This is a genomic window from Janthinobacterium sp. NKUCC08_JDC (assembly GCF_019345575.1).
GTDB classification, from domain to species: Bacteria; Pseudomonadota; Gammaproteobacteria; order Burkholderiales; family Burkholderiaceae_D; genus Janthinobacterium; species Janthinobacterium aestuarii.
In genome coordinates, this window is the sequence record NZ_JAHKQW010000018.1 from 19,119 (window position 1) to 36,931 (window position 17,813).

Genomic DNA, 17,813 nt, shown 5'->3' on the forward strand with positions numbered 1-17,813 from the left:
GCAAATCATGGAATTGAATACTATTGCACCAGCCGAAGGCGCTAAGCACTACAAGCGTCGCGTCGGTCGCGGTATCGGCTCCGGCCTGGGTAAAACCTCGGGTCGTGGTCACAAAGGTCAGAAATCGCGTTCGGGCGGCTTTCATAAAGTCGGTTTCGAAGGCGGTCAGATGCCTCTGCAACGCCGTCTGCCTAAGCGCGGTTTCAAATCGATGCACGCAACCTTCAAAGCTGAAGTGCGCCTGTCCGATCTGAACAACCTGGCTGTTGGCGATGTCGACATTCTGGTCTTGAAGCAAGCTGGCGTTCTGGGCGTGTTGGCCCGTGACGTGCGCGTGATCTTGTCCGGCGAAATCACCAAAGCGGTGAATTTGAAGGGCTTGAAAGTGTCCGCTGGCGCGAAAGCAGCCATCGAAGCAGCCGGCGGCTCGGTAGCCTGAGTTGACCGCTAACAGCTTGATCGGAGCGAAAATTGGCGACTAATCCACAACTTGCTAAAAGTGCAGCGGCCGGTTTCCCTTGGGGACGGCTCTGGTTTTTGCTTGGCGCATTGGTGGTTTATCGTATCGGTGCTCACGTCCCGGTTCCCGGGATTGACCCGACACAATTAGCCTCGCTGTTCAAGGAGCACGAAGGCGGCGTCCTGGGCATGTTCAACATGTTCTCGGGCGGTGCCTTGTCTCGTTTTACAGTGTTTGCGCTGGGTATCATGCCTTATATCTCGGCCTCGATCATCATGCAATTGCTGTCGATCGTGTCACCGCAGATGGAAGCGTTGAAAAAAGAAGGCGAAGCAGGTCGTCGCAAGATCACCCAGTACACCCGGTATTTCACGGTTGCCCTGGCACTGTTCCAAGCGTTAGGCATTGCAGTCGCACTGGAGTCGCAAGCTGGTCTGGTGTTGGAACCTGGTCTTGCATTCCGCTTCGTGACGGTCGTCACTTTGTTGACCGGAACAATGTTTTTGATGTGGTTGGGTGAGCAAATTACCGAGCGTGGCTTGGGGAATGGCATCTCGATCATCATTTTTGCCGGGATTGCAGCAGGTCTGCCGTCGGCGTTGGGTGGCTTGTTCACTCAGGTGTCGAATGGTTCGATCGGCAGCTTCAGCGCGATTTTCATCGTGATCCTGGTAGCACTGGTAACGTACTTCGTTGTATTCGTCGAACGTGGTCAGCGCAAAATATTGGTCAATTACGCGAAGCGCCAGGTAGGCAACAAGATTTATGGCGGTCAAACCAGCCATTTGCCGTTGAAGCTGAACATGGCCGGCGTGATCCCGCCGATCTTTGCTTCTTCGATCATCTTGTTCCCGGCCACTATCGTGGACTGGTTTTCAAAGGGCGCCGACAACGCTAACCCTGCGGTGCGGTTCTTGAAAGATTTGGCAGCATCGATGGGGCCTGGTGAGCCTATCCATGCGCTGTTGTACGCAGTGGCGATCGTGTTTTTCTGTTTCTTCTATACAGCGCTGGTCTTTAACAGCAAGGAAACAGCGGATAACTTGAAGAAAAGCGGTGCGTTCATTCCCGGGATTCGTCCAGGCGAGCAGACAGCCCGTTACATCGACAAGATCCTGACACGCTTGACACTTGCCGGCGCAGTCTACATCACCCTGGTGTGTTTATTGCCGGAATTTATGCAAGCCCAGTGGAAAGTACCATTCTATTTCGGCGGTACTTCTTTATTGATTATTGTAGTTGTCACCATGGATTTCATGGCGCAAGTACAGAACTACGTGATGTCGCAGCAATATGATTCACTGCTGCGCAAAGCAAATTTCAAGGGCGGAATTCCGACGCGTTAAGCGCGGTAAACATACCGAATGGCAAAAGACGACGTCATACAGATGCAGGGCGAGATTCTTGAGAATCTCCCAAATGCAACATTTCGAGTGAAGCTGGAGAACGGACACGTGGTGCTCGGGCATATTTCAGGTAAAATGCGGATGAACTATATTCGCATTCTCCCTGGAGACAAGGTGACGGTGGAGTTAACGCCGTACGACCTGAGCCGAGCCCGCATTGTGTTCCGTACCAAGTAACACACTGAATCAAACCAAAGAAGCGAAAGAAAGAGCCCAAAAATGAAAGTTCTCGCATCAGTCAAGCGGATCTGCCGCAACTGCAAGATCATCAAGCGCAAAGGCGTAGTCCGCGTTATCTGCGTGGAACCACGTCACAAGCAGCGTCAAGGTTAATCGAGGAATAACAAATGGCACGTATTGCAGGGGTTAATATCCCAAATCATCAGCATACCGTTATCGGCCTGACGGCCATCTACGGTGTGGGCCGTCCACGCGCAGAGAAAATCTGTGCATCGACCGGTGTAGCAACCAACAAAAAGATCAAAGATCTGGATGACAGCGAACTGGAAAAGCTGCGCGATGAAGTAGGTAAATTCATCGTCGAAGGCGATCTGCGTCGTGAACTGTCCATGAACATCAAGCGTTTGATGGATCTGGGTTGCTACCGCGGCATGCGTCATCGTAAGGGTCTGCCTTGCCGTGGCCAGCGTACGCGTACGAACGCACGTACCCGCAAGGGACCGCGTAAAGCCGCTCAATCGCTGAAAAAATAATCCGCTAGGGAATAATTATGGCTAAGTCGCAAAATAACGCCGCATCAGCACGCGTGCGTAAAAAAGTTAAAAAGAACGTCGCTGAAGGCATCGCACATGTCCACGCATCGTTCAATAACACCATCATTACCATCACCGATCGTCAAGGCAATGCCTTGTCGTGGGCTACCTCCGGCGGTGCAGGCTTCAAGGGTTCGCGTAAATCGACCCCATTCGCAGCGCAGGTCGCCGCGGAAGCCGCTGGTAAAGTGGCTGTTGAGTGTGGCGTCAAGAACCTGGAAGTACGTATCAAGGGCCCAGGTCCTGGTCGTGAATCCGCCGTTCGCGCGCTGAACAACCTGGGCATCAAGATCACCGAGATCCAGGACGTGACGCCGGTACCGCACAACGGTTGCCGTCCACCGAAACGTCGTCGTATCTAAGATAGTGTTGCAGAGGGCGCTTCGGCGCCAGCTGCTTTGCTGTCTGTTGTAACTCAGTACAGTTGTGTGAAAACGCTGGAGCAGGGAGCCGGAAACGGTTATACTGCCCGGCTGTTCTTGCCTGTCAAATTCTGTTTGACGGGTTTTTCGTTTTCAGCCACCGTCTGATTGAAACCAAATCAGACTAGCGCCTAACCGCATCAGTGTGTTTGATCATGCATGTGGCTGGGGCGTTATCATTTAAAAAAAGGAAGTATCGTGGCACGTTATATCGGACCTAAAGCAAAACTTTCCCGCCGTGAAGGTACAGACCTGTTCCTGAAGAGCGCACGTCGCTCGCTGGACAGCAAGTGCAAACTGGACGTCAAGCCAGGCCAGCACGGTGTCAAATCCGGCGCCCGCACCTCGGACTACGGTAACCAACTGCGCGAAAAGCAAAAAGTCAAGCGCATGTACGGCGTGCTGGAACGTCAATTCCGCCGCTACTTCGCTGAAGCAGACCGTCGTAAAGGCAACACCGGCGAAACGCTGTTGAAGTTGCTGGAAACGCGTCTGGACAACGTTTGCTACCGCATGGGCTTTGGCTCGACCCGCGCTGAAGCGCGTCAATTGGTCAGCCACAAAGCGTTCACCGTGAACGGTATCGTTGTGAACATCGCTTCTTACGCAGTCAAAGTTGGCGACATCGTTGCTGTTCGTGAAAAATCGAAAAAGCAAGTGCGTATCGTTGAAGCACTGTCGCTGGCTGAACAAGTTGGTATGCCTAGCTGGGTTTCGGTTGATGCCAAGAAAATGGAAGGTACCTTCAAGTCCCTGCCAGAGCGTAACGAAATCGCTAACGACGTCAACGAATCGCTGATCGTCGAGCTGTACTCGCGTTAATAGTAGTCAGTAGCAAGATCTCCGCCCACTTTGCTTTTGTAAAGTGGGCGTTTCACTAATGCCATCAGCCTTATCGGTGTAATGAGCCGAGGGTATTGAAAAGGACATTTCATGCAAAACAGTTTGTTGAAGCCACGTATTATCGATGTTGAAGCTCTCGGTGCAGGTCACGCCAAAGTCGTGATGGAACCGTTCGAGCGCGGCTATGGCCACACATTGGGTAACGCGTTGCGCCGCGTTCTGCTGTCGTCGATGGTAGGCTACGCGCCGACCGAAGTGACGATCGCTGGCGTCGTCCACGAATATTCCTCCCTCGATGGCGTGCAAGAAGACGTCGTCGATCTGTTGCTGAACTTGAAGGGTGTGGTTTTCAAAGTCCACAACCGCGATTCGGTAACCCTGACCCTGAAAAAAGAAGGCGAAGGCGCGATCCTGGCCTCCGACATCGACCTGCCGCATGACGTCGAACTGATCAACCCTGACCACGTGATCGCCCACCTGACCGCTGGTGGCAAGCTGGACATGCAGATCAAGGTTGAAAAAGGCCGCGGCTACGTTCCTGGTAACGTGCGTCGCCTGTCGGAAGACACGAACAAGACCATCGGCCGCATCATTCTGGATGCGTCGTTCTCGCCAGTGCGCCGTGTATCGTACTTCGTTGAATCGGCCCGCGTTGAACAGCGTACCGACCTGGACAAGCTGATCATCAACATCGAAACCAACGGCGTGATCTCGCCGGAAGAAGCGATCCGCCAGTCGGCCCGCGTTCTGGTGGACCAGTTGAATGTGTTCGCTGCCCTGGAAGGCACGGAAGCCGCCGCCGAAGCGCCATCGCGCGCTCCGCTGGTCGATCCTATCCTGTTGCGTCCAGTCGACGATCTGGAGTTGACCGTGCGTTCGGCGAACTGCCTGAAAGCGGAAAACATCTACTACATCGGCGACCTGATCCAACGTTCGGAAAACGAACTGCTGAAAACGCCAAATCTGGGCCGCAAGTCCCTGAACGAAATCAAGGAAGTGCTGGCATCGCGCGGCTTGACCTTGGGCATGAAGCTGGAAAACTGGCCGCCTGCCGGCCTGGAAAAGTAATTCGAAGTTTGTAGCAAACTGCCTGGGACAGGTGTCCCAGGCTTTTATTTTTGAAGTACCAAACCGGTCCGCGATGAAACCCTGGTTTCATTGATCGAAGAACTGGATTTAAACTCACTACCGAAAGGATTTACCATGCGTCACGGTCACGGCCTCCGTAAACTGAATCGTACCTCGTCCCACCGTCTGGCAATGCTGCGCAACATGACAGTATCGCTGCTGCGTCACGAAGCGATCAAAACCACCCTGCCAAAAGCAAAAGAACTGCGCCGCGTTGTCGAGCCAATTCTGACCCTGGGCAAAACCGACTCCCTGGCAAACAAGCGTCTGGCCTTCAACCGCCTGCGCGACCGTGAAATGGTCGTCAAACTGTTCGCTGAACTGGGCCCACGTTTCGCCAACCGTAACGGTGGTTATGTACGTATCCTGAAAATGGGTTTCCGCGTCGGCGATAACGCTCCTATGGCGTTCGTTGAACTGATGGATCGTCCAGATACGACCGAAGCAGTTGAAGTTGCTGGCGAGTAATCCCAGTAGCCGCTTCAAGAAAAGCCAGGCTTAGCCTGGCTTTTTTGTTTTCTGCTGCAGCTATCCTTGCTGCGGTGTACTATTCTTCTTTCGCGCCGGCCCTGCAGCCACTGCACGCCCCGCGCGTCTCTTGTTGAATGGCACAGCTGATGCCGCAGAAAAAGGTCGTTCATGTCCCGTTTCCCCTCCAGCGCCACCGCGCGCGCCGCTCCCCTACGTCAACTGTTGCTGTGGTTTGCCACCAGCTTGCTGCTGGCCATGGCCGTCTTTGGCGCCAATCATGCCCGTGCCGACGATGAATTCCTCGATCCCGAGCTGGCCTTCAAGTTTTCCGCCCGCATGCAGGATCCGTCCACCATCGCCGTCACCTATGTGATTGCCGATGGCTACTATATGTACCACGAGCGCTTCAAGTTCGAGGCCGTGGGCGCCAAGCTGGGCACGCCCGTGTATCCGGCTGGAAAGGTCAAGTTTGACGATACTTTCCAGAAGAACGTGGAAACGTTCCGCAAGACGATGACCATCACGATTCCCGTGGAAGCGGCCGGCGCGTTCACCCTGAAGGCGACGGGCCAGGGCTGCTCCGACAAGGGCCTGTGTTATGCGCCGCAGGATGCCACGGCCCAGCTGGTGGGCGGTGGCGGCGGCCAGAGCATGGCGCCGGGCGGCTTGCCATCGAAATTCGCCTTGCCGGCAGCTCCCGCAGTCGACACGGCGGCTGTCAATGGTCCGCAGGCGCAAGCGTCGCCTGGCGTGTCCGTGATGAGCATTCCCCAAGCGGACATCACCAGCACGCCCGAGCCGGTGGCGGCGGCCCCCGCGGTGGCAAGCGCCGCGCCTGCGCAAAGCGAAATGGGCAAGATCGAAGCGGCACTGAAGGGCGGCAAGCTGCTCGTCATCGTGCCCCTGTTCATGTTGCTGGGCCTGGGCCTGGCCTTTACGCCGTGCGTGCTGCCGATGGTGCCGATCTTGTCGTCGATCATCATCGGCGACGGCGCCAAGGTCAGCCGCTCGCGCGGTTTGCTGCTGTCGCTGACGTACGCGTTGGGCATGGCCATCGTCTACACGGCGCTGGGCGTGGCGGCCGGTCTGGCGGGCGAAGGCCTGGCCGCGCAACTGCAAAACCCGTGGGTGCTCGGTTTCTTTGCCTTGCTGATGGCGGGCCTGGCCCTGTCGATGTTCGGTTTTTATGAGCTGCAAGTACCGGCTTTCCTGCAAGGCAAGCTGACGTCCGTGTCGAACCAGCAATCGTCGGGCCGCCTGGCGGGCGTGTTCGTCATGGGCGCCATTTCCGCCCTGATCGTGGGGCCATGCGTGGCCGCGCCGCTGGCTGGCGCCTTGCTGTACATCAGCCAGACGCGCGACGTCGTCATCGGCGGCAGCGCCCTGTTCGCCATGGCCGTGGGCATGAGCGTGCCGCTGCTGCTGGTGGGCGTGTCGGCCGGTACCTTGTTGCCGCGCGCTGGCGCGTGGATGGATGCCGTCAAGCGCTTCTTTGGCGTGCTTCAGCTGGGCGTGGCCTGGTGGCTGGTCTCGCCCGTGCTGCCGGGCGCCGTGCAGATGCTGGGCTGGACGGTCTTGTTTGTTGGCTATGGCATGTATCTGCTGGTGGGCAAGAGCGGCGCGAAGAACGCCTGGGTGGCCAAGGCCTTCGGCCTCGTCTTTGCCGTGCTGGGCGCGATGCAACTGGTTGGCGTGGCCAGCGGTGGCCGCGACCCGCTGGCGCCGCTGGCGCACCTCGGTGGTGGCCAAGTGCACGCGCAACCATTTACGCGTGTAAAGACAGTGGCGCAGCTCGATGCGGCGTTGGCACAGCTGAACGGCAAGCCGGCCTTGCTGGACTTTTATGCGGACTGGTGCGTGTCGTGCATCGAGATGGAAAAACTGACCTTCGTCGACCCCGCCGTGCGCGAGAAGATGGGGCAAGCCGTGCTGCTGCAAGTGGACGTGACGGCCAATGATGCGGACGACAAGGCCATGCTGAAACGTTTCCAGCTGTTCGGCCCGCCGGGCATCATCATGTTCAATCCGCAGGGACAGGAAATCGCCCAGTCGCGCGTGATCGGCTTCCAGAACGCGGCCACTTTCCTGACCTCGTTGCGCAAGCTGGAGGAGTAGGTCGGGTTAGCCCGCCAGGGCGTAACCCGACACCACCGCACACGTCAACAAGGTTGTCGGATTACGCGGCGTTCCGCCGCTAATCCGACCTGCGCTCAGCCTGCTTTATGGTGCGCACCATGACCACGATGGTGGCCGCGCATTCCACCATCTTTGCCGCCAGGCACGCTGTCATCAAACACTTTCTTTTGCTCCGGCGTCAGCACGGCGTAGAACGTTTTCAGCGAGGCCAATCGGCTTTCCTGGTCGGCGATGCGTTCCTTCGACATGGCGATCCATTGTTCCATGCGTTCCGGCGCCGACAGCTTGGCCATCGCTTCGCGCTTGGCTTTCCAGTCGCCCATCGGCTTTTTCGGTGCGTTGGCGGCCGTGAACGTGGCCCAGGCCGGTTCCTGGGCGGCCGTCAGCTTCAGCTTGTCGTGCAGGCGGGCCTGGTACTTGGCCATGCGTTCGGCGGGATTGCCTCCGCGGTGCTGGCCGCGCTGGCCTTCATGTTGCATCTTGGTGCTGGCGGCAGGCGCGCTGGCGGCCGCTTCCTGGGCGTGGACGGTCAGCGATGCCGCACCCATGCCGAGTACGCTCATGGCGATGATCAAATTCTTGCGTAAAGTCTTCATTGAGGCGTTCATCTGGATTCCTTTGTAAAGTGAGGGATGTACATGTTGCTGCACATGAATCCATGTTGGACTCGCCATGTTTCCCCGAAGTGTCCGCTGCCAGACAGTTTGTATCTATATGTTTCTTCGGGTCTTCTATATACAAGACGATACAAATGCGTTGTGCAAGGCCGGGGGAAGTGGGGATAATTCGTACCATGGAACCCACTTCTACAATTCTCATCGTCGACGATGACCGCGATATCCGCAGCTTGCTGGCGGACTACCTGGAAACGAACGCCTACCGCACCCTGGGCGCGGCAGATGGCACGGCCATGTGGAAAATCCTCGATGAAACGCGGCCCGATTTGATCGTGCTCGACTTGAACCTGCCCGGTGACGACGGCCTGACCTTGTGCCGCAAGCTGCGCGCCCAATCGACGGTGCCGGTGATCATGCTGACGGCGCGCAATGAACCGCTGGACCGCATCCTGGGCCTGGAAATGGGCGCCGACGATTACTTGCCGAAACCGTTCGAGCCGCGCGAATTGCTGGCGCGCATACGCAGCGTGCTGCGCCGCAGCCATGCCATGCCGTCGAACGTGCCGTCGGACAAGGCGCAGCAAATCCGCTTTTCCGGCTGGACCCTGGACTTGACGGCGCGCCACCTGCTCAATCCCAGTGGCCTGGTGATCATGCTGTCGGGCGCGGAATTCCGCCTGCTGCGCGTCTTCCTCGAGCACCCGAACCGCGTGCTCAACCGCGACCAGCTGCTGAACCTGACGCAGGGCCGCGACGCCGATCCGTTCGACCGCTCGATCGATATCCAGATCAGCCGCCTGCGGCAAAAACTCGGCGAAGATGCCCGCTTGCCGCAAATCATCAAGACCGTGCGCAACGGCGGCTACGTGCTGGCCGGCCAGGTCAATGTGGAGCCGCACGCGTGAAGGCCTTCCTGGGCTCGATGACGGGCAGAGTCTTCGTGTTTTTGCTGATCGGCATCGTCGCTTCGGCCGCGCTGACGCAGTGGCTGGCCGTGGGCGAACGCCAGCGCGCCATCGAGCAATACCGCGATTACCACGCCGTCGAGCGGGCCGAGCAGCTGGTGATGGCGGCCGACGTGGTGCCGCTGGCCTCGCGCGCCGCCTACCTGAAGGTGGCCAACAAGGGCAGCGTGCGCCTGGAATTGCGTCCCGATGTCGAGCATGTACCGGGCAAGCCGACGGAATTTTCCACCGCCCTGCAAGCCAAACTGGGTGAAGGTTTCAAGGTCAGCGCGCTGGCCGAACGCCCGGCCGCCTGTATCGAACCGCGCAAATCACCGGGCATGTTTTCCGCCAAGCCATGGGGCGGCACCTGCGAAAACCTCGACGTGCGCATGCAGGATGGCCACGTGCTGCGCCTGATGGTCTTGCCGCCGCGCCAGCAGCCGCCATTCAATGAACATAACGACTGGATGACCTTGCTGCCTTTCCTGATCAGCATTGCCATCCTCGCCTACCTGGTCACGCGCATGACCATGCGCCCGCTCAAGCAGCTGGCGCAGGCGGCGAAAGACCTGGGCAACGACATCAACCATCCGCCGCTGACCCTGTCTGGCGCCAGCGAAATCCGCCAGGCCAGCGCCGCCTTCAACGCCATGCAGGCGCGCATCCGCCAGCACATTTCCCAGCGTACACAGATGCTGGCCGCCATTACGCATGACTTGCAGACGCCGCTCACGCGCTTGCGCTTGCGTCTGGAAAAAGTGGCCGATACGGAATTGTATGACCGCCTCGTGGGCGACCTGTCTGCCATGCAGAGCATGGTCAAGGAAGGACTGGACCTGGCCCGCTCGATGGACAGCACGGAAGCGATGCAGGCGCTCGATCTCGATTCCCTGTTGGACAGCGTCTGCTCCGACGCGGCCGATGCCGGCCAGAATGTCACCTTGGCCGGGCAAGCCAGTATGGCCTTGATGGCGCGCCCGATCGCCATGCGGCGCTGCCTGGTGAACCTGATCGACAATGCCGTCAAATATGGCCAGTACGCGCAAGTCACCGTCGAGCGCATCCCCGGTGCCGCGCGCATCCGCATCCGTGATGGCGGGCCGGGCATTGCGCCAGATCAGCTGGCCAAGGTGTTCGAACCGTTTTACCGTATCGAGACCTCGCGTTCGCGCGAGTCGGGCGGCACGGGCCTGGGCCTGACCATCGCGCGCAATATCGCCGAGCAGCACGGCGCCACGGTTTTGCTGTCCAATCACGTCGACGGTGGACTGGAAGTCACCCTCATCGTGCCAGAGTATTACGCAGGAAAGTGAGCATTTCCGTGCGACAATATTGTGCTTTATGCCCCCTGGCAACTACTACATTCAACCTGCAGCCCTGCGCTGCGACAGCGTGACAGAACAATGAAAAAGACTAGTCTGGCAATCCTCGTGGCTGCGGCCCTGTGTATCGGTGGCGGCATCTGGTATTTCACTCATCCGTCCGGCGCGGCGGCCGGTGGGCAGGATGGCAAAGGGGGCAAGGGCGGGCAGGCGCCGACGACGGTGAGCGTGGTCGCGCCAGTGCGCCAGGATGTGCCGATGGTGCTGCAAGCCAATGGCAGCGTGATGCCGATCAGCAGCGTCGACTTGCACCCGCAGACGACCAGCACGATTAGCAAGGTGCATATACGCGAAGGCCAGTTCGTCAAGCAGGGCGAGCTGATGTTTACGCTGGACGCGCGCAGCGAGCATGCGAATGTCGACAAGGCACAGGCGCAGGTCTTGCGCGACCGCGCCTCGGTGCAGGACTTCGAGCGCCAGCTCAAGCGCAACCAGGATTTGCTGAGCAAGAATTTCATTGCCCAGGGCGCTGTCGATACCCTGCAAAGCCAGCTCGACGCGGCACGTGCCTTGCTGGCCGCCGACCAGGCCGCCTTGCGCGCCGCCCAGGTCGATTCCAGCTACACCGTCCTGCGCGCGCCGCAGGCGGGCAGGGTGGGCGCCATCAATGTCTATGCGGGCAGCCTGGTGCAGCCGACCACGTCGCTGACCAGCATCACCCAGCTCGACCCGATCGACGTGGTCTTCACCTTGCCGGAAAGCAGCTTGTCCGGCTTGCTGGCGGCGCAAAAGGCGGGCGAGGTGCCTGTCACGGCGCTGTTGTCGGACGCGGGCGGCAAGCGGCTCGACGGCAAGCTGAACTTTATCGACAATGCCGTCGATCCCGCCACGGGCGTGATCAAGATCAAGGCCCGTTTCAATAATGGCGGCACCGACCTGTGGCCTGGCCAGTACGTGAATACGCAGCTGACCGTGCGCACCCTCAAGGATGCGCTGGTGATCCCGCAAAATGCCATCATCACGAGTACCGCCGGCACTTTTGTGTACTCGATGGAAGCGGACAGCACGGCCAAGATGCGCAAGATTGCCCGCGTGTATGCATTCGGGCCGAACGCCGTCGTTACCGGCCTGGCGGGTGATGAAAAAGTCATTGTCGATGGCAAGCAGAACTTGCGTCCGGGTAGCAAGGTGCGCCTGGCGGAAAAAAACAAGGCTGCCGATGGCGCCACCGCAGCGCAGGGCAAGCCAGCATGAACCTGTCCGAACTGAGCATTCGCCGCCCCGTCATGGTGGTGCTGCTGTCCCTCTCCATCATCTTGGCCGGCGTGCTGGCCTACCTGCAAATTCCCGTGGCGGCCTTGCCGAGCTACAACACGCCCGTCATCAACGTGAGCGCCGACCTGGCCGGTGCCAGCCCGGAAACCATGGCCTCGTCGGTGGCCTTGCCGCTGGAAAAACAGTTCTCCACCATTTCCGGCCTCAGCCTGATCACGTCCACGAGTACGCTGGGCAATACCTCGCTGACCCTGGAGTTTGACGCCAGCATCAATGTCAACGAGGCGGCCGTCGACGTGCAGGCGGCCCTGCTGCGCGCGCAGCGCCAGTTGCCGACGGAAATGACGGACTTGCCGTCCTACCGCAAGGTCAATCCGGCCGATGCGCCCGTGCTGTTCATCCAGATGACGTCGCCTTCGTTGAACTTGTCGGACCTCAACGATTATGCGGAAAACCTGATCGCGCCGAGCCTGTCGACCCTGCCCGGCGTCGCCCAGGTCATCGTCAATGGCCAGAAGCGCTTTGCCGTGCGTGTGCGCGCCCGTGCCGACCTGATGAATGCACGCAACCTGACGATGGACGAGCTGGCCATTGCCTTGCGCACCTCGAACACGAATTCCCCGCTGGGCATCCTTGACGGCCCCAGCCAGACCCTGACCATCCAGGGCAATCCGCAAATGATGAAAGCGGCCGATTTTGCCGAGCTGATCGTCGCCAGCCGCAACGGCCAGCCCGTGCGCCTGAAAGACGTGGCCGAGGTGGAAGACAGCTTTCAATCGATCAAGGCCGTCGGCAGTTTCAATGGCGAGCGCTCGATCAGCCTGATGGTGCAGCGCCAACCGGACGCCAACACCGTGCAAGTGGTCGATGGCGTGCGCCGATTGCTGCCGGGCTTCAAGGAGCAATTGCCGCAGTCGATACAGATCAGCCTGGTCAACGACCGTTCGCTGTCGATCCGCGAAGCCATCCACGACGTGAATCTGACCCTGGCCCTGACGGTGGTGCTGGTGGTGCTGGTGATCTTTTTGTTCCTGCACCGCGCTGCCGCCACCTTCATTCCGGCCGTCACCATGCCGATCTCGCTGCTCGGCGCGCTGGCCCTGCTGTACTGGCTCGGCTACAGCCTCGACAACGTTTCCCTGCTGGGCATTACCCTGGCTGTGGGCCTCGTCGTCGACGATGCCATCGTGGTGCTGGAAAACATCGTGCGCCATATCGAGATGGGCAAGAAACCGATACGCGCAGCCCTCGAAGGGGCGAAAGAGATGGGCTTTACCATCATTTCGATTTCCGTCTCGCTGGTAGCCGTGTTCATCCCCATCTTCTTCATGCCGGGCGTGATCGGCTTGCTGTTCCATGAGTTCGCCGTCGTCGTCTCGCTGGCCGTGCTGGTGTCCGCCATTGTGTCGCTGACCCTGGTGCCGATGCTGGCCAGCCGCTTCCTGCCGGCCGACTCGCGCGAGCACGATGACAGCGACCCGAGCCATGGCGAGAAAACCTTTATCGGCCGCCATTTCGAAGCGGGTTTCACGGCATTGCGCAACGGCTATGTGCATCTGCTCGACAAGGCCCTGGCGCACCGCAACGTGGTGCTGTTCGTTGCCGTGTGCACCTTTGCGCTGACGGTGCTGCTGTACGCGACCATTCCGAAAGGATTCTTCCCCGAGGAAGACCTGGGCCAGATCCAGGTGAATACGGAAGCGTCGGAAGACATCTCCTCTGCGGCGCTGCAGGATTTGCAAGCGCGCGTGGCGGCCGTGCTCAAGGCGGACCCGAGCGTACAGGACGTGACGTCGTTCGTCGGCGGCGGTAACACGGGCCGCATGTTCATGGTCTTGAAGCCGCGCAGCGAGCGGCCGAAAATGCCCGTGGTGCTGGAAAACCTGCGCCGCGCGGCGGGCACCGTGCCCGGCATGGCCGTGTATTTCCGTCCCGTGCAAAACTTGCAGCTGGGCGGGCGCCAGAGCAAGAGCCGCTACCAGTACACCTTGCAAAGCGTCAGTCCCGACGCCCTGAATGACTGGGCGGAAAAGTTTATTGCCGGCATGCGCACGGATCCCGCCTTCCGCGACGTCACCAGCGATTCGCAGATCAAGGGCTTGCAGGCCTCGCTGAGGATCGACCGCGACAAGGCCAATCTGCTGGGCGTGCAAATGTCCGATATCCGCACGGCCCTGTACAGCGCCTTTGGCGAGCGACAAGTGTCGACCATCTATTCATCGGCTGCCAGCTATTACGTGATCCTGGAGGCGGCCACGGCCGACCGCCAGTATGACGATGCGCTCACGCGCGTGTCCGTGCGCAGCAAGACGGGCGAACTGGTGAAACTGTCGAGTATTGCCTACGTGGAACGCACGATCGGGCCCACGTCCGTCAATCACCAAGGGCAGTTGCAGGCCGTCACCATCGCCTTCAACCTGGCGCCGGACGTGCCGCTGGGCATCGCCACGGGCAAGATCGACGCGATGGCCAAGGACATGAGCTTGCCGGCCTCCATCATCACGCGCTATGGCGGCGACGCGGCCGTGTTCCAGAGCTCGCAGGCTAGTCAGATCATCCTCATCATTGCCGCGCTGGTCGTGATCTATGTGCTGCTCGGCGTGCTGTATGAAAGCTATATCCACCCGCTGACCATCCTGGCTGGCTTGCCATCGGCGGCCGTGGGCGCGCTGCTGACCCTGCGCCTGTTCGGCATGGACCTGACCATGATCGCCATCATCGGTATCCTGATGCTGATCGGTATCGTCAAGAAAAACGCCATCATGATGATCGACTTCGCCCTGCATGCGCAGCGCAATGAAGGCATGAGCCCACCTGAGGCCATCCGCCAGGCGTGCATTTTGCGTTTCCGTCCCATCATGATGACGACGGCGGCAGCCCTGATGGGCGCCTTGCCGATCGCCCTGGGCCTGGGCGCCGGCGCCGAGCTGCGCCAGCCGCTGGGCCTGGCCGTGGTCGGCGGATTGCTGTTCTCGCAAGTGATTACCCTGTTCATCACTCCCGTCATCTATTTGTTCCTGGACAAGTACAGCGGCACGGGGCCGATGACCGACGAGCAACTGGTGGCGCTCGACAACAAGGCTTGAGTACGTGAGCACTTGCGTGACCCGTGACCGGCGTCTCCTTCCTGCGTGAATGGGGCGCCGGTTTTGTATGGGCAGTGATACATACGGTAACAACCGTCAAGGGAGGGCTCGGGTACTCTGGTCAGCGCTGCAAGGAATGTCGCTATCCTGTACGCTTCGGGTTGGAAAGGCCGAGGAAGTGTTCCCAAAAGCAAGGGACTCTGGCACTATGGCTGCCCTGTAATGTTATTTCTTCGCTACACAGAAAGCACGATTCATTTTGCATGACACGACCCATTTGATGGCTGCCGATTCCGATGTTTGCCCCACGTGCGGGCAAGTGATCCAGCCACCACCGGCCTACGGGTCCAGGACCAGCACGACGCGCAAGGTGGCGCTCGGCGTGTCCGTCTTGCTGCACGTGCTGCTGGCGGCGTATGTCCTGTTGCGCAGCGACAAGATCGAAAAGATTCCGCCGCCGAAGAAGGAAAGCGCGATGGTCTACATCGCGCCGCTGAAAGACAAGCCGCAACCGAAGCCGCAACCGAAGCCCACACCGAAACCGAAGGACACGAAAGTCGCCAAGGTGAAACCGCCGCCGGCGCCGAGCAAGCGGGTGGTGACAAAAGACGTGCCGCGCGATAAGCCGAAACTGGAAACCTACACGCCGCCGCTGGTGTCGAAAGTGCCGTTGCCGCCGCCGCCGGCTGAAGACATGAGCTCGATGATCGAGCAGCGCCGCAAGCAGCGCGAGGCGCAAAACCCCACGCCGCCGGCCGAGGAAAGCGAAAACGACCGCGCCATGCGCGTGGCCAAGGCGAATATCGCCGGCGCCCAGGGGCGCAATTCCGGCAGCGACCGCGAGGATTCGGGCGGCGTGTTTTCCATCGTCAACCAGACCTCGTTCAGCGCGGAAGTCAAGTTCAAGGGCTGGAATGGCAACTTCAAGCGCAACTGGCTGAAGCAGGAAAAAGTCGAGCTGGGCAATGAACCCGATATCGAATCGGCCATCATCAAGAAGATGATCCAGCTGATCCGTGCTGAAAAACCTGGTGATTTCGTGTGGGAATCGCGGCGCCTGGGGCGCAACGTCAACTTGAGCGCCAGGGTGGAAGACACGGCCGAGCTGACGGCGTTCCTGCGCCAGGAATTCTTTTCCGAGAAGCGCTCTGGGCCGGGACGGCGCTAGGCGCCAGGACGCGCTGCAATAAAAAAAGGCTGCGCCGTGTGAACGGGCAGCCTTTTTTACGCAGCGTTGATCTCGATCAAGCCGGTTTGTCGGTTCCCGCTTCCGGCTCGACGTCGTCTTCCATCTCGATCAGTTCGACCATCTGGGCCGCGCCGTCTTCGCTGATGCCGGCCAGTTCCATGATCTTGTCATTGGCTTCGTCGATGCCGACTCTTTTCAGAGCCGAGAACAGTTGCACAGTGAACGGGAAGCCGACGCCGTCTTCATCCACGTAGCTGTCGAGCTTGGCTTTCGCCTGGCGCAAGGCATTCACGGATTCGTTGCGGTTGAGCTTATCGACTTTCGTCAGGATGCAGTGGATCGGTTTGCCCGTCGGGGCGAACCATTCCAGCATTTGAATGTCCAGGTCGGTGAACGGGCGGCGCGAATCCATGATCAGGATCAAACCTGCCAATTGCTCGCGGCGCTGCACGTAGTCGCCCAGCAGGCGCTGCCAGTGCAATTTGGCCGAGCCCGATACTTCCGCGTAGCCGTAGCCCGGCAAGTCGACCAGCAGGCATTCGATCTCTTCGACGATGGTGGCATCCTTGCGGTGCTGCGCCACGTGGGCGCCGCCGATGGAGAAGTAGTTGATGTGCTGGGTACGGCCAGGTGTCTTGGAGGCGAACGCCAAGCCTTTCTGATTACACAAGATGTTGATGGCGGTCGATTTACCGGCATTGGAGCGGCCGGCAAAAGCGATTTCCGGCACCGTGGTATCGGGCAGGTCACGCAATTGGTTGACGGTCGTAAAGAAGCGGGCTTGCCAGAGTTTTGACATGGGAGTAGTAAAGCAACAAAAGGGAGCGATAAGGGAGCGATAACGCCAAGAAGCTATTGTACAATAAGGGGTTGTTTATTGTTGCCGGCGTAGCAGCGATGCGGCTTGCGGCCCTGAAAATAAAGCAAAAATCCACAGGGCGCGGCAATGTCCACCACTAATTTCTCACTGTCTCAGGGTGCCTGAATGAATCGTGCGTTTTCACCGTTGTTCAAATCCATGCTGCTCGCTTTGCTGGCTGTATCGGCAACTGCCTCTGCGGTCGAAGCACCGAAACCGGCCGTCAAGGCTGACGCTGCCAAGGGCGCTACCCTGTACGCCGATGGCGATGCGGCGCGCGGTCTGCCTGCCTGCGTCTCCTGCCATGGCGCGGCCGGCAATTCGACCATCGCGGTCAATCCGAAGCTGGCCGGTCAGCACGAAAGCTATATCTACAAGCAATTGGTCGACTTCACGACGCCGCAGCGCAACCAGCCCGTCATGACGACGTACGCGAAGATGCTCAGCGACGCCGACAAGAAGAATATCGCTGCCTACCTGGGCACGCAGCTGTCCAAGCCGGGTGCCGCGAAAAACAAGGATACGATCGACCTGGGCAAGAAAATCTACCGTGGTGGCATTGCTTCCAAGCAAGTTGCAGCCTGCGCCAGCTGTCATGGCGCGACGGGCAATGGCATTCCCGTCCAGTATCCGCGCATCGCCGGCCAGCATCAGGATTACACGGTGGCCCAGTTGACGATGTTCCGCAGCACCAAGGCCGATGCCCGCAAGAACAGCGCGGAAATGCACACCATCGCCGCCCGCATGTCGGATGACGAGATCGCCGCCGTGGCCGATTATATCGCCGGCCTGAAGTAAGTTTTCATAGTGGCAAGAGATTGCCAGGCGCAGCAGCGCGCGTGAACAAGGGCGGCCGTCTCAACGGGCTGCCCTTTTTCA

General features: G+C 59.4%; 18 protein-coding genes. 16 read left to right on the top strand and 2 right to left on the bottom strand.

What is annotated here, in order from left to right; genetic code table 11:
* Nucleotides 1-7 precede the first annotated feature (7 nt).
* The 10 genes from rplO (at nucleotide 8) to dsbD (ending at nucleotide 7,618) form a co-directional block, all read left to right on the top strand.
* On the top strand, nucleotides 8-439 hold the full coding sequence (gene rplO, locus KO538_RS26570; protein WP_034753211.1) for a 50S ribosomal protein L15: 432 nt from the start codon (nucleotides 8-10) through the stop codon (nucleotides 437-439).
* Between the two features lie 32 nt (nucleotides 440-471).
* Nucleotides 472-1,806 (top strand): preprotein translocase subunit SecY, encoded by a 1,335-nt coding sequence (secY, locus tag KO538_RS26575; RefSeq protein ID WP_010394438.1) that lies wholly within the window; start codon nucleotides 472-474, stop codon nucleotides 1,804-1,806.
* Between the two features lie 18 nt (nucleotides 1,807-1,824).
* Nucleotides 1,825-2,043, top strand: a complete 219-nt coding sequence (gene infA / locus KO538_RS26580) for a translation initiation factor IF-1 (protein ID WP_005663428.1) — start codon at nucleotides 1,825-1,827, stop codon at nucleotides 2,041-2,043.
* A 42-nt stretch (nucleotides 2,044-2,085) separates the two neighbouring features.
* Entirely contained in the window at nucleotides 2,086-2,199 is a 114-nt protein-coding gene (rpmJ, locus tag KO538_RS26585) for a 50S ribosomal protein L36 (protein WP_010394471.1), read from the top strand.
* Nucleotides 2,200-2,213: 14 nt separating this feature from the next.
* Complete coding sequence (gene rpsM / locus KO538_RS26590) at nucleotides 2,214-2,579, top strand: 30S ribosomal protein S13 (RefSeq protein ID WP_046681666.1); 366 nt, start codon at nucleotides 2,214-2,216, stop codon at nucleotides 2,577-2,579.
* A 17-nt stretch (nucleotides 2,580-2,596) separates the two neighbouring features.
* Nucleotides 2,597-3,001, top strand: coding sequence for a 30S ribosomal protein S11 (gene rpsK, locus KO538_RS26595; RefSeq protein ID WP_010394475.1), 405 nt, complete (start codon nucleotides 2,597-2,599; stop codon nucleotides 2,999-3,001).
* Nucleotides 3,002-3,259: 258 nt separating this feature from the next.
* Entirely contained in the window at nucleotides 3,260-3,883 is a 624-nt protein-coding gene (rpsD, locus tag KO538_RS26600) for a 30S ribosomal protein S4 (RefSeq protein ID WP_010394478.1), read from the top strand.
* Between the two features lie 111 nt (nucleotides 3,884-3,994).
* On the top strand, nucleotides 3,995-4,972 hold the full coding sequence (locus tag KO538_RS26605; protein ID WP_008444343.1) for a DNA-directed RNA polymerase subunit alpha: 978 nt from the start codon (nucleotides 3,995-3,997) through the stop codon (nucleotides 4,970-4,972).
* 135 nt (nucleotides 4,973-5,107) lie between these two features.
* A complete protein-coding gene (gene rplQ / locus KO538_RS26610) occupies nucleotides 5,108-5,500 on the top strand; it encodes a 50S ribosomal protein L17 (protein WP_034753219.1) in 393 nt (130 codons plus the stop codon).
* 171 nt (nucleotides 5,501-5,671) lie between these two features.
* Nucleotides 5,672-7,618, top strand: a complete 1,947-nt coding sequence (gene dsbD / locus KO538_RS26615; protein WP_257620603.1) for a protein-disulfide reductase DsbD — start codon at nucleotides 5,672-5,674, stop codon at nucleotides 7,616-7,618.
* Between the two features lie 95 nt (nucleotides 7,619-7,713).
* On the opposite strand, the gene KO538_RS26620 is transcribed toward dsbD, so the two are convergent.
* Nucleotides 7,714-8,247, bottom strand: a complete 534-nt coding sequence (locus KO538_RS26620; protein ID WP_161781502.1) for a Spy/CpxP family protein refolding chaperone — start codon at nucleotides 8,245-8,247, stop codon at nucleotides 7,714-7,716.
* A gap of 185 nt (nucleotides 8,248-8,432) precedes the next feature.
* Between KO538_RS26620 and KO538_RS26625 the strand changes: the two genes are divergently transcribed.
* From KO538_RS26625 to KO538_RS26645, 5 genes are all read left to right on the top strand, one after another.
* Nucleotides 8,433-9,161 carry a response regulator gene (locus tag KO538_RS26625; protein ID WP_034753223.1) on the top strand — a complete coding sequence of 243 codons (729 nt, stop codon included), beginning with the start codon at nucleotides 8,433-8,435 and terminating at the stop codon, nucleotides 9,159-9,161.
* A complete protein-coding gene (locus KO538_RS26630) occupies nucleotides 9,158-10,516 on the top strand; it encodes an ATP-binding protein (protein ID WP_034753225.1) in 1,359 nt (452 codons plus the stop codon). Before KO538_RS26625 ends, KO538_RS26630 begins: the two co-directional genes overlap by 4 nt.
* A 90-nt stretch (nucleotides 10,517-10,606) precedes the next feature.
* A complete protein-coding gene (locus KO538_RS26635) occupies nucleotides 10,607-11,779 on the top strand; it encodes an efflux RND transporter periplasmic adaptor subunit (RefSeq protein WP_219330159.1) in 1,173 nt (390 codons plus the stop codon).
* On the top strand, nucleotides 11,776-14,886 hold the full coding sequence (locus tag KO538_RS26640; protein ID WP_219330160.1) for an efflux RND transporter permease subunit: 3,111 nt from the start codon (nucleotides 11,776-11,778) through the stop codon (nucleotides 14,884-14,886). Before KO538_RS26635 ends, KO538_RS26640 begins: the two co-directional genes overlap by 4 nt.
* Before the next feature lie 280 nt (nucleotides 14,887-15,166).
* A complete protein-coding gene (locus tag KO538_RS26645; protein ID WP_235194248.1) occupies nucleotides 15,167-16,054 on the top strand; it encodes a hypothetical protein in 888 nt (295 codons plus the stop codon).
* 76 nt (nucleotides 16,055-16,130) lie between these two features.
* Here the strand turns inward: KO538_RS26645 and yihA are convergent, their stop codons facing one another.
* Entirely contained in the window at nucleotides 16,131-16,874 is a 744-nt protein-coding gene (yihA, locus tag KO538_RS26650) for a ribosome biogenesis GTP-binding protein YihA/YsxC (RefSeq protein WP_034753234.1), read from the bottom strand.
* Between the two features lie 186 nt (nucleotides 16,875-17,060).
* Here yihA and KO538_RS26655 point away from each other — a divergent pair, with 186 nt between their 5' ends.
* Nucleotides 17,061-17,732, top strand: a complete 672-nt coding sequence (locus tag KO538_RS26655; protein WP_219330161.1) for a cytochrome c — start codon at nucleotides 17,061-17,063, stop codon at nucleotides 17,730-17,732.
* The last annotated feature ends 81 nt before the right edge of the window (nucleotides 17,733-17,813 follow it).